This window comes from Dyella sp. 01N36, assembly GCF_056399745.1.
The window spans coordinates 38,971-60,401 of sequence record NZ_JBFTRY010000004.1; the positions used below are offsets into that span (position 1 = coordinate 38,971).

The window sequence follows — 21,431 nt, forward strand, 5'->3', positions numbered from 1 at the left end:
CGCGCAGGTTCGCCGCGCGTCCCTCGTCCCTGTTTCGCGGAGCAGCAAGGCATGAAGATCAAGCGTTTCGTGGCCCCGGATATGCGCCAGGCCATGCGTGAAGTGCGCGAAGACCAGGGACCGGATGCGGTGATCCTGTCCACGCGCCGGATGGACGACGGCATCGAGATCATCGCTGCCGTGGATTTCGACGAAGCCCTGGTGCGCGAAGCCGCGCGCCACGGTGCGCCGCTGGAAGTGGAAAACCGCGCACCGGCTGCTGCCGCGTCGCAGCGCGATGTGGAAGCCTCCGTTGCACGCCGTGCGGAAGTCATGCCGCCGCCGCTGCCGACGGCGAACCGTCACGAGGACGATGGCGTGACCGTGTCGCTCTCGCGTCGCGCCACCGCCGCGCCGCGCATGGAGCCGACGATCGAAACGCTGGGGGCCCGCAAGCCGGCCGCCTCGCAGGCCAAGGCGCTGGAAGAAAAATCCGCACCGGTGGAATCTGCGCAGGCCAATGTGGCCGGCGAGGTCACCGCTTCGATTCACCCCTTGCTCGAACGCGCCATGCAGGACACCGCACGCGTGCGCGCCGAACTGGGCAGCCTGCGCGACCTGCTGGAAACGCAGCTGTCCAGCCTGATCTGGAACGACCTGGAGCGCCGTCAGCCGATGCGCGCCCGTGTGCTGCGCGAAATGACGCGGCTCGGCATCGAACCGGATGTGGCCCGTCAGCTGGTCGGTGAGTTGCCGGTCGAGATCAACGCCGAGCAGGCGCGCTACCTGCCGCTGGGCGTGCTCAGCCGAAGCCTGTCGATCAGCCCGCGCGATCATTCGGAGCGCCGTGGCGTGACCGCACTGGTCGGYCCCACCGGCGTGGGCAAGACCACCACCATCGCCAAGCTCGCCGCGCGCGCGGTGATGCGCAATGGCGCATCGCAGGTCGCGCTGGTCAGCACCGATCACTACCGCATTGGCGCCGCGGCGCAGCTGGAACATTACGGCCGCCTGCTCGGCGTGCGCGTGTATCCCGCCTACGACGCCGACAGCCTGCGCCATGTACTGGAATTGCTGCGCGGCCACCACACCGTGCTGGTGGATACCGCCGGCCTGGCCGGCGGCGATCCGCGCCTGGCCGAACAGCTGGAAGTGCTGGGCAACGGCGGCGATCTGCGCGCCTGCCTGGTGATGGCGGCGAATGCACATGCCTCGTCGCTGGACGAAGCGGTGCGCGCCTACCTGCCGGTCAAGCCGCACGCCTGCATTCTCACCAAACTCGACGAGGCCCCGAGCCTCGGCGGCGCGCTGTCGGTGCTGATCCGTCACCGACTCGCGCTCGACTACGTCACCGATGGACAGCGCGTGCCCGAAGACATCGCCACAGCCGATGCGCGGGTGCTGGTGTGCCGTGCCGCGCAAGTGCTCAAGGGCACGGCGCCGGCCGATGACGTGGTGATGGCGGATCGCTTCGGACTAGCGGTGGCAAGTGCATGAGCGGTGTCTTTGCAATGAACCAGGCGATGGGGTTGGAAAGCATGCTGCGTGCGCTGACCGAACGACATAGCCGACAGGCGCCGGTCCAGGACCAGGCGTATGGATTGAGCGGCTCTGCGCCGCGCAAGCGTTGCCGCGCCATCGCGGTGGCCGGCGGCAAGGGCGGCGTGGGCAAGACCACGGTATCGGTGAACCTGGGCATGGCGCTCGCCGTGCAGGGTCACCAGGTGATCCTGCTCGATGCGGACATGAGCCTGGCCAATATCGACGTGCTGCTCGGCCTCACGCCCACGCGTCATATCGGCCACCTGCTCGACGGCGTCTGCTCGATCGAGGATCTGCTGATGACCGCGCCGCACGGCCTCAAAGTGGTGCCGGCCGGTTCGGGCACGCGTCGACTGGCGCAGCTGGGGGCGGGCGAGCACGCGGCGGTGATCCGCGCGTTTGACGATCTGGTGACACCGCCGGACTACCTGGTGGTGGATACCGCCGCAGGACTTTCCGACAACGTGGCGATGTTCGCCGCCGCCGCCGATGACGTGGTGGTGGTGGTGTGCGACGAACCAGCTTCGCTCACCGATGCGTATGCCTTGCTCAAGGTACTCAGCCGCGATTTTGGCGTGCGCCGCTTCCGCATGGTGGCGAACATGGTGCGCAACCTGGGCGAAGCCAGGCAGCTGCATCAGAAACTCGCACGAGTTTGCGATCGCTTCCTCGATGTGGCGCTGGAATTCATGGGCCATGTCCCGCATGACGAACGACTCAAGCAGGCCATCCGTCGCCAGAGCGCGGTGGTGGACCTGTGGCCGTCGAGCCGGTCGGGATTGGCATTCAAGCAATTGGCGGGTGCGGTCGATACATGGGGTGAACCCGAGCGACTGGGCCTGGATCGCATCGCCTTTTTCAGCAGGCAGGCCGCAGTAGCAACGGGGTGGTGACATGAGTGTGGCTTCCGAATATCTGCAGCTGACGCGGCAGAGTGCCGACGAACTGGTTCGCCAGCACGCTCCCTTGGTGCGAAGGATCGCCTATCACCTGATGGGTCGATTGCCGCCCAGCGTGGACGTGAGCGACCTGATTCAGGCCGGCATGATCGGTTTGCTGGAGGCCGCGCGCAATTTCACCACCGGCAAGAATGCGAGCTTCGAAACGTTTGCGGGTATCCGCATCCGTGGCGCGATGCTCGACGAATTGCGGCGCACCGACTGGACCCCACGGTCGGTGCATCGAAAAGTACGCGAAATGGCGGAGGTTGTTCGTCAGATTGAAATCGAAACCGGTTCTGATGCCGATGACGCCGAAGTGATGCGGCGACTGGGCATGGGCGCCGAGGAATATCACCAGGTGCTGGCCGACGCGGCGAGTGCACGCCTGCTCAGCCTTTCCGCACCGGATGACGCGGATGGTGGCGCGGCGTTCGACGTGGCCGATGGCGACAGCCTGAGCCCGGCGGACAGTGTCGAGCACGAAGGCATGCGCGAGGCCCTGGTGGAAGCCATCGGCGGCCTGCCCGAACGCGAGCAGCTGGTGATGTCCCTGTACTACGAGGAAGAACTGAACCTCAAGGAGATTGGTGCGGTGCTCGGCGTGACCGAATCGCGCGTGTGCCAGATCCACGGCCAGGCCATCGTGCGCTTGCGAGCGCGGATGAGCGGTTGGCATGAGGGGCAGGAAAGGAAGGCAGGAAAACGTAAAGGGGCGAGGGGCGACTAACAAGGGCGTGAGTCCGGACGGTCGCTGCGCCGTGCAGGGTCGAACCGACGTCCGGTCGTTGCGCCCTCGCAACCCGACGTCCGGTCGTTGCGCCCTCGCAACTGGTCCCTCGTCCCTGTTCAACACAAGTCATATCTACGCGCAGCGGAGAAAGCGTTTGGACAAGAATATGAAGATCCTCGTGGTGGACGACTTCTCCACCATGCGGCGCATCGTTCGCAACCTGCTGGTCGAGCTGGGTTTCAGCAACGGCCTGATCCAGGAGGCCGACGATGGCGAGAACGCCCTGACCATGTTGCGCAACAACGCCTTCGACATGGTCGTGACCGACTGGAACATGCCCAACATGACGGGCATCGACCTGTTGCGCGCGATCCGCGCCGAGCCCTCGCTGAAGGGCATGCCGGTACTCATGGTGACCGCCGAGAACAACCGCGACCAGATCATTGCCGCCGCCCAGGCCGGCGTGAACGGCTACATCGTCAAGCCGTTCACCGCCGCGACCCTGCAGGAAAAGCTGAGCAAGATCTTCGAACGTCTGGCCGCCAGCGGAGCCACCGCATGAACGCACAAGTTTCCCTGATGGCTGGCGAAGCCATGCCGCCTGAATTGCACGACCTGCTCAACAGCGCCGATGGTGCTGCCTTTGAAAAGGCCCTCGACGCGCTGGTGCGCGAGCGCGAACAGCGCGTGTTCCGCGCACTCGGCCTGCTTGCGCGCGACCTGCACGATGCCGTGCGCCGCCTCGGCGGCGACCTCGCGCAGGAAGGCGTGCCGGGCAGCGTCGCCGATGCACGCAAGCACCTGGAAGACGTGCTGGAAATGAGCTCGCAGGCCGCGCATCGCTCGCTCGATTTCGTCGAGCGCATGCGTCCGCAGGCCGACGCGCTGGCCGAGAACGCCGGTGCCGTGATCGATGGCACCACTGAAGGCGAAGTTGCGCATGTGCTGGCGACGCAGTCGCAGGCGTTCGCCCATGCTTGCCGCGATGGCCTCGCCGATTTCGTGGTCGCGCAGTCGTGGCAGGACCTTTCCGGTCAGCGCATCAAGAAGGTGGTGAATTTCATCGGCAGCGTGGAGAACTCGCTGCTGGAACTCGTGAGCCTCACCGGCGCGCTGGCGTCGGGTGAAGCCGCCGCCGGCCCGGTCAAGGTCACCAGCCAGGATGAGGCGGATCGTCTGTTGAGCGAATTCGGTTTCTGATCGATGGATCCCTCGTTCGACAACGAGTTGCGCGACGATTTCCTGGTGGAAGCCGGGGAACTGGTGCAGCGCCTGGGCGATCAGCTGATCGGGCTGGAGGCCTCGCCGCGCGACGCCGAACTGTTGAACGCGGTGTTCCGCGCGTTCCACACGGTGAAGGGCGGCGCGGGCTTTCTTGCGATCGAGCCGATGGTGCAGCTGTGCCATCACGCCGAGGATCTCCTCAACGTGGCGCGCAACGGGCAGTTGCTGCTCGACGCCAGCCGCATGGATGCGCTGCTTGAAGCGTTGGATCTGCTCAACGACATGATGGCGGCGCTGGCCGGCGGCACGGGGATGGCGATGCCGCCCGCTGGCCTGCTGCAACGCCTGATGCCGGGCAAGGCCGCTGCACCGGCGCCCAAGCCGGTGGCCGCGCCGGTAGCGCCGCCGCCGAGCGACGGCACGATCGACGATTCCGAATTCGAGGCCTTGCTCGATAGCCTCTATGGGAGCAGCGGCGCACCGGGTGCGCCCGCGGCGGTGGCCGAATCGGGCAGCATTTCCGACGACGAATTCGAAGCCTTGCTGGACAACCTGCATGGCAAGGGCGGCCAGCCTGGCGCGACGACGAACGCGGCCGTCGCATCGTCAACCGCAGGCACGATCTCGGACGACGAGTTCGAATCGCTGCTCGACAATCTTCACGGCAAGGGCGGACTACCGGGCGCGAGCGCGCCGGCATCCGCTCCTGCCCCCGCACCTGCTCCTGCCGCCGCACCGGCTAAGCAGGCGGCGCCGGCGCCCGAAAACACCGTGCGCGTGGACACCGCCCGCCTCGATGCCCTGGTGCACCGCGCCGGTGAGCTGGTGCTGGTGCGCAACCGACTGCTGAGCCTGGCGGCCAAGACCGGCGATGAAACGCTCGAGCTGGCCGCCACCGAACTCGATCGCGTGGCCGATGCCTTGCAGAACGCCGTGCTCGGCATGCGCTTGCAGCCGGTGGGCCGCTTGTTCCAGCGCTTTCCGCGCATCGTGCGCGATCTTTCGCGCCAGCTCGGCAAGGAAGTGGAACTGATCCAGGAAGGCGAGGGCACCGATCTCGATCRCAGCCTGGTCGAAGCGCTCGCCGATCCGATGGTGCACCTGATCCGCAACGCGCTCGATCACGGCCTGGAAATGCCGGACGAACGCGAGCGCGCCGGCAAGCCCCGCAAGGGCAAGGTGACGCTGGGTGCGAGCCAGCGCGGCGAGCGCATCGTGATCACCGTGTCCGACGACGGGCGCGGCATGAATCCCGAGATCCTGCGCCGCAAGGCGGTGGAGAAGGGGTTGATGGATGAGGCGCAGGCTTCGCGCCTCACCGAGAACGAATGCTACGAAATCATTTTCCGCCCTGGCTTCAGCACGGCCGCCACCGTCTCCGACATCTCCGGTCGCGGCGTGGGCATGGACGTGGTGAAGACGCGCGTGGTGGAGCTGGGCGGCACCTTGTCGGTGCGCTCGCAGCTGGGCAAAGGCAGCACGCTGGAGCTGGCCGTGCCGCTGACGCTGGCGATCCAGCGCGTGCTGATGGTGCGCGTGGGCTCGCGTCTGCTTGCGCTGCCGCTGAGCAATGTCGATGAAGTGTTCGAACTGGCCTCGGGGCAGCAACAGCAACTGGACGGGCGTGCGGTGGCTTCGCATCGCGGCCGCGCGCTCGCGCTGGCCAACCTTGGCGGCTGGATCGGTGTGGACGCTGCGCCGGGTCGCCACGTAGTGGTGCTGCACATCGGCCATATGCGCCTGGGCTGCCTGGTGCATGAAGTGCTTGGCCGCGAAGACGTGATGGTGAAACCGCTCGGCCCCCTGTTCGAAGGCGTGCCCGCCGTGGCGGGCGCCACCGTTACCGGCGACGGCCGTCTTGCGCTGGTGATGGATCTTGCCGGCTTGTCCGGCAGCGACGGTCAACTCCTCCCATCCCTCCGAGTGAATACCTGACATGGATCTGGTAAGTCTCATCGGGACGATCCTGGCCTTCGTGGTCGTGATCGTCGGCACCATCCTCAAGGGTTCCAGCGTGGAAGCGCTGTGGAATCCGGCGGCATTCGTGATCGTGTTCATGGGCACCATCGCGGCACTGCTCGTGCAGAACTCCGGCAAGGTGCTCAAGCACGCGATGTCGATGTTCCCGCTGGTGTACAAGCCGCCGCAGCACCAGCCATCGGATCTGATCAGCCGTATCGTGGGCTGGAGCGAAATTTCGCGTCGCCAGGGCCTGCTGGGCCTGGAGCCGCAGATCGACGCGGAAAACGACACCTTCGTGCGCAAAGGCCTGCAGCTGCTGGTCGACGGCAGCGAGCCCGAGGCCATCCGCGGCGTGCTCGAAGTCGAAGTGGGCGCGCGCGAACACCATGATCTGGCCGGCGCGAAAGTGTTCGAGCAGGCAGGCATCTTCTCGCCGACGATGGGCATCATCGGCGCGGTGATGGGCCTGATGGCGGTGATGCAGAATCTGGCCGATCCGAGCAAGCTCGGCCACGGCATTGCCGCTGCGTTCGTGGCGACGATCTACGGCGTGGCGCTGGCCAACTTGTGGATGCTGCCGATGTCGGCGCGCCTGAAGGCGCTGATCCACAAGCAGACGCAGATGCGCGAAATCCTCATCGAAGGCCTCGTCTCCATCGCCGAGGGCGCCAACCCTCGCCAGATCGAAGCGAAGCTCCAGGGTTACCTGGCGTAACGGAGGCGCAGCGTTGTGGCCAGGAAGAAGAAACACCACGAAGACCACGTCAATCACGAGGCCTGGGCCATTCCCTACGCCGACCTGATGACGCTGCTGCTCGCCTTCTTCGTGGTGATGTACGCGGTCTCGGTGGTAAACGAAGGCAAGTACCGCGTGATGTCCAACTCCATCATCGAGGCGTTCAATGGCTCCAGCCACGTGATCGCGCCGATGCCGCAGACGCGTGCGCAGCCGCACAATGTCGATCCGGCGATTGCCTCGCCGGGGAGCCAGCCTGGCGCGGCGACCATCCCGGTAAGCGTGCCCATTCCAGGACGCCCGCAGATGGTGCGCGCCGTGGATACCCGTGCCGCCTCCCCGGTGGAAGAGAAGCGCAATCTCGAAGTGATCCGCGACCAGGTGGTGCGCGCGCTGCAGCCCTTGATCGACAAGCAGATGGTGATCGTGCGCAAGACCACCTCGTGGCTGGAAGTGGAGCTGCGTACCGACATCCTGTTCCCCAGCGGCGTGGCGAAACTGTCGCCGGAAGCCAACGAAGTGCTCAACAGCATGGCCTCGATCCTCAAGCCATTCCCCAATACGGTGCGCATCGAGGGCTATACCGACGACAGGCCGATCAACACCGCGATGTATCCGTCCAACTGGGAGCTGTCCGCCGCCCGCGCGGCGAGCGTGGCGCGCCTGTTCACGGAGCAGGGCGTGGATCCGACCCGCCTGGGCATCATGGGCTGGGGCGAATACCACCCCAATGCCGACAACGCGACGGAAGACGGTCGCAATCGCAATCGCCGCGTGCTGATCGTGGTGCTCAGCGAAGAAGGCGAGCCCAAGCGATTGGAAAACAATGCACCGGGCGCAGGCCAGCTCACCGCCGACAGGCAGGGCGCGCCGGCTCCCGCAGCCTCCGTCGCGTCCCCGGCCAGCGCCGCCGTGGTCGCCAACACCAAGCCCGCCACAGCCGTGCCCACGGTGGAAGTGGTGGCGCCCCGGTTGATCGACGAAGTTCCGGTGAACCAGGTAATCCTCGCCAAGCCCCAGCGCAGCGTGCCGGAGGACGTCGACTCCGGTCCGGAAGTGACGCCACGCGCCAGTCTGCCCAACGTCGCGGCGGGTGCGATCACCGTGGGATCGGCCCACGTGGCCGCGCCGGAGCATGGCCCGTGATTTGCAAGCCGGTAGTACCCAACACCCATCCCACCGTCGGGGAGCCATCGCCATGAAACATGTACAGAACGCCCAGCACTGGCTGTCCTTCCGCATCGGCGGGCAGTTGTATGCCGCGCCGCTGACGCAGGTGAGCGAAGTGTTGCGCGATGGCGAGCTGACCCCGGTGCCGGGTTCGGCGCACGACGTGCTGGGCATCCGTCACCTGCGCGGCCGCATTGTGCCCGTGCTCGATGGACGCCGTCGCCTGGGGCTGCCCGACGAAATGCGTGTCGACCCATTCCAGGTGCGTCAGGTGATGCTCTCGCATGGTCCGCATCTGGTCGGCATTCGCGTGGATGCGGTTGGCGACCTGCTGGACGCCGCCGCCGCCGATATCGCACCGCCGCTGCCGGGCGCCATGGCGCGTGAAGACGATCCCGTGCACGGCGTATTGCCATCACAGGGCGGCTTCGTAGCCTTGCTGGATGTGCGCCGCCTGTGCCGCTTGCCGCTGGAACAAGAAGCGGCCTGACCCAACCGACATCGGGCAAGGCTATCCTTGCGCTATCCGGGACGACGTCGTCGTCCCGGACACGCCGCGGTGTAGAGGAGATGCCCATGTCGTCGCAAGACCCCACTTTGCCCGCCGTGACGGCGAGCCAGCGCGCGGTTGTCATCATCGCCGCGGCATCGGTGCTGGCGTTGCTGTACTTCGGGCGTGAGGTGCTGGTGCCGATCATCCTGGCGCTCTTTCTCAGCCTGCTGATGGCGCCATGGGTGCGCTTGTATCGCCGCATCGGCCTAGGCCACGGCATGTCGGTGATGATTGCGGTGCTGGCGCTGGTGGTCATCGTGACCGGCACGACGGCGATGATGGGCACGCAGGTAGTGCATGTGGCGCGCAGCCTGCCGCAGTACGAGGCGACCATTCACACCAAGGTGCAGTCGCTGCGCGAACAAACGGTGGGACGCCTGGATCTCCTCAGTGGCGAACTGGGCAAGGTGATCGACGAATCCGGCCAAGGGTCGGCACCTGTCACGGGTGCGGCCGCGCCCCCTTATCTGACCAACGCGCCTGCCGTGCCCAAGCCGGCATCAACCGCGACCAAGCTGCCTAGTGCGCCGGTGTCGGTGATCACTCGGGTGCTGTCCACCGCGTGGGTCCCGGTGGAAACGGCGGGCATCGTGCTGGTGGTCCTGATTTTTGTGCTGCTGGAACACGAAGCCCTGCGCGACCGCTTCATCCGTCTCGCCGGCGGTGCGGACCTGCGCGCCACCACGGCCGCGATCAACGATGCAGGCGAGCGGCTCTCGCGCTTTTTCATCTCCACTTTCTCGGTCAACTTTGGCGTAGGCGTGGCGATCTGGCTGGGCCTGGCCGTCATCGGCGTGCCCAGCGCCCTGCTGTGGGGCCTGCTCACGGCGGTGATGCGCTTCGTGCCTTACATCGGTGTGTGGCTGGTGGCTGCCGTGGTGAGCTTGTTCGCGGCCGCCGTGGCGCCGGGTTGGTCGCTGCTGCTGATGACGGTGATGTTGTACCTGGTGGTCGAGATCATCGTGTCGCAGCTGATCGAGCCGTTTCTGTACGGGCACACCACGGGCCTGTCGCCACTCGCCGTCGTAGTGGCCGCGATTTTCTGGAGCTGGTTGTGGGGTCCGGTGGGCCTGCTGATGTCCACGCCGCTGACGCTTTGCCTGGTGGTAGCGGGCCGTCACGTGCAGGCGTTGAACCTGCTCAATATCCTGCTCGGGGACACGCCGGCGCTGACCATGCCGCAACGCGTGTATCAGCGCGCCTTGTCGGGCGATGCGAGCGAGATCTTGAGCGAGGCGCGCGAATTCCTGAAACGCAAAAGCTTCGCCGCATATTGCGACGCGGTGCTGCTGCCCGCGTTGCAGCTGGCGCGCATCGACCTGGCGGCTGGCGCGATCAGCACCGAGCAGCAGACTGCGGTCAAGCGCGCCATCGTGACCGTGGTGGAGACGCTCGACAGCCATGAAAGCAAATGGGCGCGCTGGCGCCGTCGCAGCTCGGTGCTGGAGAGCGTGAGCATCGGCCGCAGCCTGCGCCAGCACCGCGAAGATGCGTTTGGTCGCTGGCAGGGGCCGCTCGCCGTTGCGCCGCGCTCAGTCGTGCTTTGCCTGGGCCTGGGTTCGGTCGCCAGCGACTTTGCCACCGAACTGCTCACCCGCATCCTGCGCGACCTGAATATCGATGCGCGCCATCTTTCCGTCGAGGATTTTGCAGCCTTCGACGCCGAGCCGCATCCGGAAGCCACGCCCAACGCTGTGTCGATGGTCTACATCGTCAGCACCCACCCGACCAAGGAGCGCGAGAGCTTCGACGAGGCCGTTGCGTTGACTCGCCGCGGGATTCCGGATGCCTGCCTGGTTGGTGTGTTCTTTCCCGAACCGCTGGCGGCGACGGAAGTGGAGCCGCCGGTCAATGCCGAGCTCAACGAAGTGGTCACGTCGCTGGAGCAGGCGGCGCAGCAGGCGATTGCGCGCTTTCCGGAAGGTGGCGTGGAGCGCGAGGTTCGCGGCGCCACTATCTGACGGCGCGTGTCCTGACACCGCAGCGCCCAGACCGCACGGATGCCGTCGCGCGGATCGCATGTCGCAAGATCATGGCGCGGCATTTTTGGTACGCGGCCCGCACGCCGTTCTGCGTATTTCTACGTAGATCCAGTAGGTGGATTTTCGCTTGTCCGACTCCCGTGATCCGTAGAGGCTGAGGCCGTGCGGGCAGTCCGGCTGCCGCACGAAACGCGCATGCCGTCGCGCCACGCCTGGAGCTGTCATGAAACGAATCGCGCTGTATGGCGTCCCGTTGGCTGCGCTGTTTGCCTTGCCACTGCACGCCACGGAAACGGGCGTTGGCCGCTCCATCACCGGCATGCAGGCGACGTCGTACTCGGGCCTGATACCCCCGGAGCCGGGGCTCACCTGGCAATACGGCTATGCGTATTACGACGGCTCGATCAGCGCGTCCAAGCAGGTGCCTATCGCCGGCGGCGGCTCGGCGCTGGGTCTCAAGGCGGAGTTCCAGCTGGCCACGATCACCGGCCTGTATATCTGGAAGACGGCGCCTTCGTCCTGGAATTTTGCCTCGATGATGACCATGCCCTTTGCCTACGTCGATGCCAACGTCAACGCACGGCTCGGCGGTTTCAGCGCGAGTCGCTCATCCCACGTGCTGGGGCCGTACGACTTGTTCTTCGCGCCCGTGATCGCCAGCCATCATTTCAGCCAGACGCAGCACATGTCGTTCTCGCTGTACTTCTATGCGCCCACCGGCGACTACAAGGATGGCCGCCTGGCCAATGCCAGCCTCAACACCTGGACCTTCTCGCCCACCATTGGCTATACCGGGTTGTTCGACCAGGGCTCGCTGGAATGGAGCGCCACCACGGCAGTGGACTTCTACACCAAGGACAAGGCGACCAATTACCAGAATGGTTCGGTGTATCGCCTCGATACCTTGCTGGTAAAGCGCTTCCCCACGGGGTGGGGCGTGGGCGCCGTCGGCGGCTGGATCTATCAACTGGAAGACGACACGGGGCCGACGGCCGATCTTCTTGGCGGCTTCAAGGGACACGCACTGGCGGTGGGCCCGATGGTGAACTACCTCAAGAAGTGGCAGGGCGGCCAGGTCGAATTCTCGCTGCGCTGGCTGCACGAATTCGATGTCACCAATCGACTGCAGGGCAACCCGGCGATGCTGTCGGCCACGATCACGCTCTGACGGTTCTGTGCGAACGATTCAGGCCTGGCCGCCCACGTAACGGCGGCAGTGGTCCAGATAATCGCGCTCATGCATCGACAGCAGGCCGGTCACGGCCTGCCATAGCCACGACGGTGCATCGAGGGTGCGCGAATGATTGCGTTGCAACTCCTGGCACCAGGACTTGCGCGTGGCCGGATCCATCTGACGCGAATGGGCGTGTCCCACCACGTGGGCGAGAAAGGCCGCCACGCGCCGCGCCTGCTTGCGATGCAGGCGGGCAATATCGATCTTCAGGTCCTGCGGCAGCAGTTCGCGCACAAACACCGGCTTGTCCAGCAGGTGCGTGGGACGCATGCGATTGCCCAGCGCCGGCGACAGGTGACGTGCCGCAAGCACCACGCGCTCGGCATGATCGCGCGGCATGCGCACCCGTTTCGCGCGGGGCGCGATCGAAGCGGCCGCTTCCTTGATATCGATCAGGCACAGATCATCGCCTTCGACCGCATTGCCATCCACGTCGAGCAAAGCGGCATAGCGCAGCTTGCCGAGCGAACTGCAGCCTTTGCGCCAGTACGCGGCATCGAGCACGTTTACCTCGCCGGTGGGATCGCGATGCTTCCACTGTTTGGCGAGCGCATCCAATTCCGGTTGCCTGAAGATGGCCTGGATGGCTTTGCGCTCTTTGGCGACGATCGGCCAGAACTCCTTGCCCAAGGGCAGCTCCAGTCCGGCCCCGTTGGTGCGTTCGTTGGCAAGCGACCTCCAACTGCGTCTGGCCGCTTGCTTCATCACCAGCTTGATGGTGCTTGGCATGCTTGGTTCGGGATCGTCGGTTTCCGGAAAAGCGGCCTCGTAGCCGTCGAGCATCGCTTCCATCATGTTGGCGGTGGTGATGCCGGGCAGATCCGAACCGCGTGCCGCCATGGCGAGCGAGAGTGCGAGCCGCACGAGGTCGTGTGCGGGATTGCCGATCACGCTCTGGTCGAAATCGCGTATCTGGATATGCAGCTTGCCCTGGTCGTCCGCCACCGGGCCAATGTTGCCGATATGGCAGTCGCCGCAGATCCAGATCGCCGGTCCCACCGGCAGGCGCGGCGCTGCTCGCGAGTCCAGCCATGCGTAGAACTGCGCCGTGTTGCCGCGCACATAGGCATGCGCCGAGCGGGCCATCTTGGTATTGCGTCGTCTGGTCAGGGCATCCTGGCGATGCGACGGCGACACGCTGGCGTTGCGGGAACGGGACATAAGCGATCCTGTGTGTGCAGGATCACTGTTGCGGACCCAACATGAAGGACGTGTCGCGTTTTTAAGCGTTGTGCCTGCTTCGCAGGAACGTGCGATCAGTGCTGTGCGTCGGCCGCGTCGTAGATGCACGACAACACCGCTGCCGCTGCGGCATACAGCGTGGCCGGCACTTCCTTGCGCAAGCGCAGCGAGGCGAGCAGCGCGGCCATCTGCGGATCCTGATGCAACGGGATGCCCAGTGCGCGTGCACGTGCCAGCAACGTCTCCAGCGATTCCGGCGGAAGACTTACCGGCGTGGCAGGCGCATCGTTGGGTCCGCCGGAAAGACGCAGGGTGACGCGGCGACGTGCGGGCGGCAGTGCGTTGCTCATGCCATCGTCCTCAGCAGAATCGCACTGTGTTGATGCGTGGATTGCGGCAGCCCCTGCTGGCAGGAGAGCTGGTCGAGGATCAGGCCGGTCGCCGACAAAGCCTGGCGCAACGGACCGAACTGTTGTTCCAGTCGATGCACCGTATCGGCGCGTTCGGCCCACAGGCGAACCGATAGACGCAGGTCGCGCAATTGCAGTTCGCCCTGCAGCGGGCCCAGCCCGGGCAGGTCGATGGCGAAGCCGAACGTCCACGACGAACCGGCGCCGCCCTCGGCGTTCTGCTGCAGCTGCACCTGCAGGATGTCGCGACCGTCTTCGCCCTGCAGCGGAATCTCGATCATCCAGGCGGACGCGGTGGTGGCCTCGAGCTGGGCCACTTCCACGCGCGCCAGGGCCGCATGCACTTCGCCGTGCAGGCGGCTGAGCAAGGCGTCGACATCGTCATCGAGCAGGGACAGCGGCAGCATCGCGCGCGGTTGCGCCTGCAGGCCGCGCTGTTGCAGTGGCGGCGGCGTTTCGCTGGACGAGCTGCTCGCGCGTCGCGCCGGCAAATAGTCGTCGAGCAGGCTGGCCAGGCGCAGCAGCGCTCCCTTCCAGTCTTCCTGGCTAAGCCCGGCCATATCCAGGTTGGGCTCGGCCAGCTGCGATTCGAGGAACAGGCCGCTGCGCTTGATCGCTTCTTCCAGCCCTTCGCCGCGGGTGATTTCGGTGGGCGTGCGCACCACGTGTTCCAGCGCCGCGAGTGCCGGCCGCAGGTAGGCGGGCAGCTGGCGCAGCGCCGGGCGCTGGGCCAGCGCGTCGAGCGTGGCGAGCAAAGGCGCGTAGCCATTCTGCTGGGGCAGGCGTTCGCGCATCGCCAGCTGCGCTGCCGGTGGAGCGCTCTGCGGCAGCATCAGCTCAAGCTGCGGCTGCGCGCCCAGGGTGAGCACGCGGACCTGGAACTGGGCCGGCAGCTGTTGGCCGCTTGGCGCTTCGGTTTCCACGGCCACGGCGCCGATCTGCAGCACCATCATGCCGTCCGGATTGATCCCCAGCGGACGCGCGGACAGCACCGTGCCGATGCGCCAGCTCTCGGCGGCACTGCCGGAGGCAGCGCCGGCCCAGGCGAGGGCTGCGAGACTGGTGGGTTGGATGATCAAGCGTAGCTCCTTGCGAACGAAGCGGCATGCGCGCCCGTCCGTGCCCTAGGCATCGGCGGCCTTCGAGAAAACTTGAGGGCCCATTTTGAGCGCATCGGCGGCGCCCGACCGGGACAAAGATCGCTAAAGCGAACAACGGCATGGCCGATAAACCACCCGTAGACGCCCAACAGGGCAGGCACAGGATCACACCATGGGCAAGACGACGGGTGAGGCAAAGGCGAAGGCGCGCGTGATCGCGCTGCCCGCCGATTTCCGCCTCGGCAGCGTGGCGCAGGTAAAGGCCGAACTGATCGAAGCGTTCGATGCCGCCGCGCAGCTGGACGGCGCGGGCGTGGAGCGCGTGGATACCGCGGCGCTGCAGCTGCTGGTGGCGTTTCGCCGCGAGGCGACGGCCCGGGGCCAGTCGCCCACGTGGCTGGGTGTGAGCGAAGTGATGCGTGACGCGGCCGGCGTGCTCGGCCTCGCACAGGCTTTGGAACTGCCGGCACCGATGCCGGCCTGAAACTGAGGTGGAAGATGGCGAAGATTCTTGCGGTTGACGATTCGGCTTCGATGCGCGGCATGGTGGCCTTCACCCTGCGCAATGCCGGCCATGATGTGAGCGAGGCGGAAAACGGCCAGCTCGCGCTCGATGCGGCCAAGGGCAGCAGCTTCGACCTGGTGCTGGCGGACGTGAACATGCCGGTGATGGATGGCCTGAGCATGGTGCGCGAGCTGCGCACGATGCCGGCGTACAAGGGCGTGCCGATCCTGATGCTGACCACCGAGTCGCACACGGACAAGAAGATGGAAGGCAAGGCCGCCGGCGCGACCGGTTGGCTGGTCAAGCCGTTCGATCCCGAACAGCTGCTGGCCACCGTCAAGCGCGTGCTTGGTTGAAAACAGCTGCGTTGTGCCGGCGAACGCCGGCATGACGGCAGTGAACCTGCGTCCGCAATCCCTTAGAGAAGTGTCCCCATGAGCAAGGCCGGTCTGGCGCAGTTCCAACAGGTGTTCATCGAAGAGAGTCTGGAAGGACTCGACACGATGGAGTCGTCGCTGCTTGCGCTGGACGAGGGCGGTGACGGCGAGCTGGTGCACACCATCTTCCGCGCCGCACATTCGATCAAGGGCGGCGCGGCCACCTTCGGTTTTCCGGAGATGTCCTCGTTCACCCACGAGGCCGAGTCGTTGCTGGATGAAGTGCGCAGCGGCAAGCGCGCCATCGACGGTTCCATCATCGAACTGCTGTTGCGTACGGTGGACTGCCTGCGCGGCATGTTTGCCCGCGCCCAGGCCGGTGAGCCGCTCAATGACGCGGTGGCCGAAGGGCTGCGCAATGAATTGGCCGCTGCGATGGGGCGCGGCGTGCCGGCTGCTGCGCTGCAGGCGCGGCGTGATGTGGACCAGGCCGATGCCTGGACCATCCGCTTCCGCCCGCACGCCGGCATGCTCGCCAGCGGCAACGAGCCGCTGCGCCTGATCCGCGAACTGGCCGGACTCGGCAAGCTGCAGGTCACGCCCGAGTTCGACAAGTTGCCGGCATTCGCTGCACTGGAACCGACCGAGTGTCATATCGGCTGGACTATCGAGCTCACCGGCCCGGTGAAGCGCGCCGATATCACCGGCGTGTTCGATTGGGTCGAGGACGAATGCGACCTCGCCATCGAGGCCAAACACGTGGTGGCCGAGGTCGTCGCCGCACCGTCGGCGCCCGCTGCTGCACCGGCGGCACCGGTGGCCGATGCCGGGGCCGCGCGCGCGCAACGCGAAACCAGCGCCGAATCCAGCTCGGTGCGCGTCTCGATCGACAAGATCGATGGACTGATCAACCTGGTGGGCGAGCTGGTGATTACCCAGTCCATGCTCGACACCTTCCGCGAAGGCGACATCGACGCCGCGCGACTGGCCGTGCTCGAACAAGGCCTGGCCCAGCTGGCGCGCCACACGCGCGAGCTGCAGGAAAGCGTGATGGGCATCCGCATGCTGCCCATCGCCTCCGTGTTCAACCGCTTCCCGCGCATGGTGCGCGACATCAGCCAGAAGCTTGGCAAACAGGTGAAGCTGGAGCTGATCGGCGAACAGACCGAGCTGGACAAGACGGTGCTGGAGAAGATCGGCGACCCGATGGTGCACCTGGTGCGCAACGCCATCGACCACGGCCTGGAAACGCCGGACAAGCGCCGCGCGGCAGGCAAGGGCGATACCGGCACACTCACGCTGAAGGCCTCGCATCGCGGCGGCAACATCGTGGTGGAAGTATCCGACGACGGCGCCGGCCTCAATCGCGACGCCATCGTGGCCAAGGCGATCCAGCGCGGCATCATCAGCAGCAGCGAGGGCATGAGCGACGACGCCGTGGCGGAGCTGATTTTCCAGCCTGGTTTCTCCACCGCCGCCGTCACCACCGATCTTTCCGGTCGTGGCGTGGGCATGGACGTGGTCCGCCGCAACGTGTCCGACCTTGGCGGCACCGTGGCCATCCGCAGCACGCCGGGCAACGGCAGCGTGTTCACCATCACCTTGCCGCTGACCCTGGCGATCATCGACGGCCTCACCGCCGCGGTGGGCGAGGAGCGCTACATCGTGCCGCTGGTCTCCATCGTGGAGTCGGTGCAGCTGAAGGCCGAAGCGGTGCGCAGCGTGGTGGGTGGCGGCGAATTGTTCCGCTTCCGCGGCGAATACCTGCCGGTGATCCGCCTGCACGACGCCTTCGCTTGCGAGGGCGCGATTCACGCCATCGACGACGGCCTGATGGTGGTGGTGGAAGGCGATGGCTCGCGCGTGGGCTTGTTCGTCGACGGCCTGATCGGCCAGCAACAGGCGGTGGTGAAGTCGCTGGAAGCCAACTATCGACGCGTGCAGGGCGTCTCCGGCGCGACCATTCTGGCCGACGGCTCGGTGGCGCTGATTGTCGACATCGCCGGACTGGTTCGCATGCAGGGTCGCCGGAAAGCGGCCTGACCACAGAGCGCAGCGTTCAGCGCTGATCACGCCGTCTTTCGCAAGAACGACGGCGGCAACACCCAACCTCATTCAAGCCGCGACAGGAAGCCGCGGCGCGCTGGCCTGCGGCCCGCGTCAGAGCAATGCAGGGCATCAATTCGGGCCATCGCCATCGGCCCATCCGTTCTGAAGGTCGCCTCCATGAAATCTCCACTGAAAGCTATCGATCGACTGAGCCTGGCCGCCAAGGTGTGGCTGGTGATTGCCTTCGTGGTGGCGGGTCTGGCCACCTTGACCCTGGTGTCCGCGCTGGACAGTCGCCGCCTGCAGATGGCCTCGCGCGTGAGTGCGCTCGGCGATGAAGTCAATACCGCCATCTCGCTGATCGACAGCTATCACGCGCGTGCGGTGGCCGGCCAGCTCAGCGACGAAGAGGCGAAGAAACAAGCGCTCGCTGCGGTGTCCGCGCTGCGCTGGAACAAGGGCGCGGGTTATGTGTTCGCGTTCGACTCCCACTTCGTGATGCGGATGCATCCGATCATGCCCAAGCGCGTGGGCATGAGCATCAAGGACGAAGCGGACAGCCAGGGCACCTACATGTATCGCCACATGATGGAAGCCGATCAGCGCGATGGTTTCGGCGCGACTGAGTACATGTGGCCGATGCCCGGCGGCAAACAGGACGAACACAAGATCACCTACACCAGCTGGTACAGGCCGTGGGACCTGCACGTGGCCTCGGGCGCCTATTTCGTGGATATCAACGAACAGTTCCGCCACGCCTTGATGGTGAGCCTGCTGGAAGCCGCTCTGGTCGGCCTGCTGGTGATCGGCGTGGTGTGGCAGTCGATGCGCAGCATCCGCCGGAGCATCGGCGGCGAGCCCGCGTTTGCGCTGGCCATGGCGGCGCGCATCGCCGACGGCGATCTGGCCGGTCACGGTGAACTTCGCTTCTCCCCCGATAGCATGCTCGAAGCACTGGAGCGCATGCGTACCAAGCTGGTGGGCATCGTGCGCGAGGTGCAGCAAGGCTCGCAGGTCGTGTCGACCGCTGCGCAGCAGATCTCGCGTGGCAACGACGACCTGTCGCATCGCACGCAGGAACAGGCGTCGAGCCTGGAAGAAACCGCCGCCTCGATGGAGGAGATGACCTCCATCGTGCGCCAGAGCGCGGACAACGCCGGCCATGCCGATCAGCTGGCGCGCAGCGCCCGCATGCAGGCCGAGCGTGGTGGCGAAGTGGCGACGCGCACCAGCCATGCCATGCGCGAAATCGAAGGTGCCAGCCGCCAGATCACCGACATCGTGCAGTTGATCGACGAGATCGCCTTCCAGACCAATCTGCTTGCACTCAATGCTGCCGTTGAAGCCGCGCGTGCGGGCGAGCAAGGCCGTGGTTTCGCGGTCGTGGCCGGCGAGGTACGCAACCTCGCACAGCGCAGTGCGTCGGCAGCCAAGCAGATCAAGCTGTTGATTGGCGACACGGTGGAGAAGGTGCAGGCCGGCTCCACCCTGGTGGCCGAATCCGGCCAGGTGCTCTCGGGCATCGTGGACAGCGTCAAGCGCGTCACCGACATCGTGGCCGAGATCGCCGCCGCATCGCAGGAGCAATCCTCGGGCATCGATCAGGTAAACCGGGCCGTGATGCAGATGGACGAAGTCACCCAGCAAAACGCGGCCTTGGTGGAAGAAGCAGCGGCCGCAGCGCGCGCCATGCAAGAGCAGGCCGATGAGCTGGAGCGCCAGATTCGCTACTTCCGTCTGCAGGGCGAAACACGAGTCGTGACGCGCCCCGCAGTACCTGCGCGACAGGCTGCACCGGCCATGCCCAAGCCGCAGCTTGCGGCGGCCAGCGCGGGCTGGACCGAGTTCTGACGAAACCATACATACCCGGCGATGAAGTCCGTCGCCGGCGCGAAGTTCTTGCGGCGAGGGAATCCAGGGGCGCCGTTCGCAACATCAAAGACAGCTGCGACAGGAAGCCGCGGCGCGCGGGCCGCTGGCCTGCGTAAGAGCAGTGCAGGGAATGAATCTAGGCAATCGCAGAACCGTCCTTTTCATTCTGAAGGTTTTTGAAGTCATGAAGTCTCCTTTGAAGTTCATCGATCGCCTGAGCCTGGCGGCCAAGGTGTGGTTGGTCATCGCCTTTGTGGTGGCCGGCCTGATGACGCTCACCGTGGTATCCGCCATCGACAGCCGCCGCCTGCAGATGGCGGCGCGCGTGCATGCGTTGAAGGACCACGTCGCCAGCGCCACCGCTGTCGCGCAGAGCTTCCACGATCGCGCCAAGGCGGGCCAGTTCAGCGAGGAAGAGGCTCAGCGCCGGGCGTTCGAGGTCATCCGCACGATGCGCTGGGGCCAGGGCTCCGGCTACGTCTTCGCGTTCGATTCCAACTTTGTCATGCACCTGCATCCCATCTTCCCGGAGAAGGAGGGCAAGAATGTGCGCGAGGACAAGGACCCGGATGGCAAGCCGTTGTGGCAGATGATCGCGGCTGTTGATCGCGCGCAGGGCTCGGGCATCACGGAATATACGTGGCCCATGCCGCCGGACAAGACGGTCGAGCCCAAGATCACCTATAGCGCGTGGTTCCAGCCGTGGGACATGCATTTTGGTACGGGCGCTTACTTCGTCGACATCAACGAGCAGTTCCGCCATGCGCTGCTGGTGAGTCTGCTCGAAGCGGGTCTGGTCGGCCTGCTGGTGATCGGCGTGGTCTGGCGGTCGATGCGCAGCATCCGCCAGAGCATCGGCGGCGAACCGGCCTTTGCGCTGGCCATGGCGGCACGCATCGCCGACGGCGACCTGGCCGTAGGCGACGGCGCCCAGACATTCGCCCCGGACAGCCTGCTCGACGCCTTGCAACGCATGCGCAGCAAGCTGGTGGAGATCGTGCGCGACGTGCAACAGGGCTCGCAGGTGGTGTCGACCGCGGCGCAGCAGATCTCGCGCGGCAACGATGACTTGTCGCATCGCACGCAGGAACAGGCCTCGAGCCTGGAGGAAACCGCCGCATCGATGGAAGAAATGACTTCCATTGTGCGCCAGAGCGCCGACAACGCCGGCCATGCCGATCAGCTTGCCCGCAGCGCACGCGCCCAGGCCGAACGCGGCGGCCAGGTCGCCACGCGCACCCGTCACGCCATGGGCGAAATCGAAGGCGCCAGCCGCCAGATCACCGACATCGTGCAGTTGATCGACGAGATCGCCTTCCAGACCAACTTGCTCGCGCTCAATGCCGCCGTGGAAGCGGCGCGTGCGGGCGAACAGGGCCGTGGCTTCGCCGTCGTCGCGGGCGAGGTGCGCAACCTCGCCCAACGCAGCGCCTTGGCCGCCCGCGAGATCAAGGCGCTGATTGGCGGCACGGTCGAGAAGGTGCAGGCCGGTTCGGCCCTGGTCAGCGAATCGGGCGAGGTGCTCGCCGGCATCGTGGACAGCGTCAAGCAGGTGACCGACCTCGTGGCCGAGATCGCCGCTGCCGCGCAGGAGCAATCCTCGGGCATCGACCAGGTGAACCGCGCCGTGATGCAGATGGACGAAGTCACCCAGCAGAACGCGGCCCTGGTCGAGGAGGCCGCCGCCGCGGCGCGCGCGATGCAGGAGCAGGCCGATGAGCTGGAGGTGCGGGTGCGGTACTTCCGGTTGCAGTCGGAGGCGTCTGTGCCGATGCGTGACGCGCGGCCTGCCATGAGCCGACCGGTGGCCGTCGCGACCTGACCTGTCAGCAACCCTGTGGGAGCGCACCCTGTGCGCGACGGCCTGGTTATGCCTCGCGGCA

The 21,431-nt window shown here is 66.0% G+C and carries 19 protein-coding genes; 16 read left to right on the top strand and 3 right to left on the bottom strand.

Translation table 11 applies throughout. The features are described from left to right. Window positions 1-51 precede the first annotated feature (51 nt). From flhF to AC1DMG_RS01995, 11 genes are all read left to right on the top strand, one after another. Window positions 52-1,476 (top strand): flagellar biosynthesis protein FlhF, encoded by a 1,425-nt coding sequence (flhF, locus tag AC1DMG_RS01945; protein WP_477178552.1) that lies wholly within the window; start codon window positions 52-54, stop codon window positions 1,474-1,476. After that, window positions 1,473-2,414 carry a nucleotide-binding protein gene (locus AC1DMG_RS01950; RefSeq protein WP_441602967.1) on the top strand — a complete coding sequence of 314 codons (942 nt, stop codon included), beginning with the start codon at window positions 1,473-1,475 and terminating at the stop codon, window positions 2,412-2,414. The genes flhF and AC1DMG_RS01950 overlap by 4 nt, the downstream gene beginning before the upstream one ends. A gap of 1 nt (window position 2,415) precedes the next feature. Then, window positions 2,416-3,189, top strand: a complete 774-nt coding sequence (locus tag AC1DMG_RS01955; protein ID WP_477176995.1) for an RNA polymerase sigma factor FliA — start codon at window positions 2,416-2,418, stop codon at window positions 3,187-3,189. Window positions 3,190-3,346: 157 nt separating this feature from the next. Beyond that, entirely contained in the window at window positions 3,347-3,754 is a 408-nt protein-coding gene (gene cheY, locus AC1DMG_RS01960; RefSeq protein ID WP_121882234.1) for a chemotaxis response regulator CheY, read from the top strand. Next, complete coding sequence (locus tag AC1DMG_RS01965) at window positions 3,751-4,392, top strand: protein phosphatase CheZ (protein ID WP_441602965.1); 642 nt, start codon at window positions 3,751-3,753, stop codon at window positions 4,390-4,392. The genes cheY and AC1DMG_RS01965 overlap by 4 nt, the downstream gene beginning before the upstream one ends. 3 nt (window positions 4,393-4,395) lie before the next feature. Next, complete coding sequence (locus AC1DMG_RS01970) at window positions 4,396-6,351, top strand: chemotaxis protein CheA (RefSeq protein ID WP_477180141.1); 1,956 nt, start codon at window positions 4,396-4,398, stop codon at window positions 6,349-6,351. Between the two features lies 1 nt (window position 6,352). Continuing rightward, a complete protein-coding gene (locus tag AC1DMG_RS01975; RefSeq protein WP_441602963.1) occupies window positions 6,353-7,093 on the top strand; it encodes a flagellar motor protein in 741 nt (246 codons plus the stop codon). A 15-nt stretch (window positions 7,094-7,108) separates the two neighbouring features. Further along, window positions 7,109-8,260: a flagellar motor protein MotD gene (gene motD, locus AC1DMG_RS01980; protein WP_441602962.1), complete on the top strand. Its 1,152-nt coding sequence runs from the start codon at window positions 7,109-7,111 to the stop codon at window positions 8,258-8,260. Between the two features lie 52 nt (window positions 8,261-8,312). Beyond that, window positions 8,313-8,774, top strand: coding sequence for a chemotaxis protein CheW (locus AC1DMG_RS01985; protein WP_441602961.1), 462 nt, complete (start codon window positions 8,313-8,315; stop codon window positions 8,772-8,774). A gap of 86 nt (window positions 8,775-8,860) precedes the next feature. After that, on the top strand, window positions 8,861-10,798 hold the full coding sequence (locus AC1DMG_RS01990) for an AI-2E family transporter (RefSeq protein ID WP_477176997.1): 1,938 nt from the start codon (window positions 8,861-8,863) through the stop codon (window positions 10,796-10,798). 244 nt (window positions 10,799-11,042) lie between these two features. Next, window positions 11,043-11,987: a SphA family protein gene (locus AC1DMG_RS01995; protein ID WP_477176998.1), complete on the top strand. Its 945-nt coding sequence runs from the start codon at window positions 11,043-11,045 to the stop codon at window positions 11,985-11,987. Between the two features lie 18 nt (window positions 11,988-12,005). Here the strand turns inward: AC1DMG_RS01995 and AC1DMG_RS02000 are convergent, their stop codons facing one another. The 3 genes from AC1DMG_RS02000 to fliK all read right to left on the bottom strand — a co-directional run bounded on the left by AC1DMG_RS02000 (window position 12,006) and on the right by fliK (window position 14,724). After that, the gene (locus AC1DMG_RS02000; RefSeq protein ID WP_477178553.1) at window positions 12,006-13,214 is read right to left on the bottom strand and encodes a DUF2252 family protein; all 1,209 of its coding nucleotides are present in this window, start codon (window positions 13,212-13,214) and stop codon (window positions 12,006-12,008) included. 95 nt (window positions 13,215-13,309) lie between these two features. After that, window positions 13,310-13,585, bottom strand: coding sequence for an EscU/YscU/HrcU family type III secretion system export apparatus switch protein (locus tag AC1DMG_RS02005; protein ID WP_477177000.1), 276 nt, complete (start codon window positions 13,583-13,585; stop codon window positions 13,310-13,312). Then, complete coding sequence (fliK, locus tag AC1DMG_RS02010) at window positions 13,582-14,724, bottom strand: flagellar hook-length control protein FliK (protein WP_477177001.1); 1,143 nt, start codon at window positions 14,722-14,724, stop codon at window positions 13,582-13,584. The genes AC1DMG_RS02005 and fliK overlap by 4 nt, the downstream gene beginning before the upstream one ends. 193 nt (window positions 14,725-14,917) lie before the next feature. On the opposite strand from fliK, the gene AC1DMG_RS02015 reads away from it, so the two are divergent. The 5 genes from AC1DMG_RS02015 (at window position 14,918) to AC1DMG_RS02035 (ending at window position 21,370) form a co-directional block, all read left to right on the top strand. Beyond that, the gene (locus tag AC1DMG_RS02015) at window positions 14,918-15,229 is read left to right on the top strand and encodes an STAS domain-containing protein (protein ID WP_441602955.1); all 312 of its coding nucleotides are present in this window, start codon (window positions 14,918-14,920) and stop codon (window positions 15,227-15,229) included. A gap of 14 nt (window positions 15,230-15,243) precedes the next feature. Beyond that, window positions 15,244-15,606, top strand: coding sequence for a response regulator (locus AC1DMG_RS02020; protein ID WP_046973083.1), 363 nt, complete (start codon window positions 15,244-15,246; stop codon window positions 15,604-15,606). Window positions 15,607-15,684: 78 nt separating this feature from the next. Beyond that, entirely contained in the window at window positions 15,685-17,670 is a 1,986-nt protein-coding gene (locus AC1DMG_RS02025; protein WP_477177002.1) for a chemotaxis protein CheA, read from the top strand. 183 nt (window positions 17,671-17,853) lie between these two features. Continuing rightward, window positions 17,854-19,527: a methyl-accepting chemotaxis protein gene (locus AC1DMG_RS02030; RefSeq protein WP_477177003.1), complete on the top strand. Its 1,674-nt coding sequence runs from the start codon at window positions 17,854-17,856 to the stop codon at window positions 19,525-19,527. Between the two features lie 205 nt (window positions 19,528-19,732). Continuing rightward, on the top strand, window positions 19,733-21,370 hold the full coding sequence (locus AC1DMG_RS02035) for a methyl-accepting chemotaxis protein (protein WP_477178554.1): 1,638 nt from the start codon (window positions 19,733-19,735) through the stop codon (window positions 21,368-21,370). Window positions 21,371-21,431: the final 61 nt, after the last annotated feature.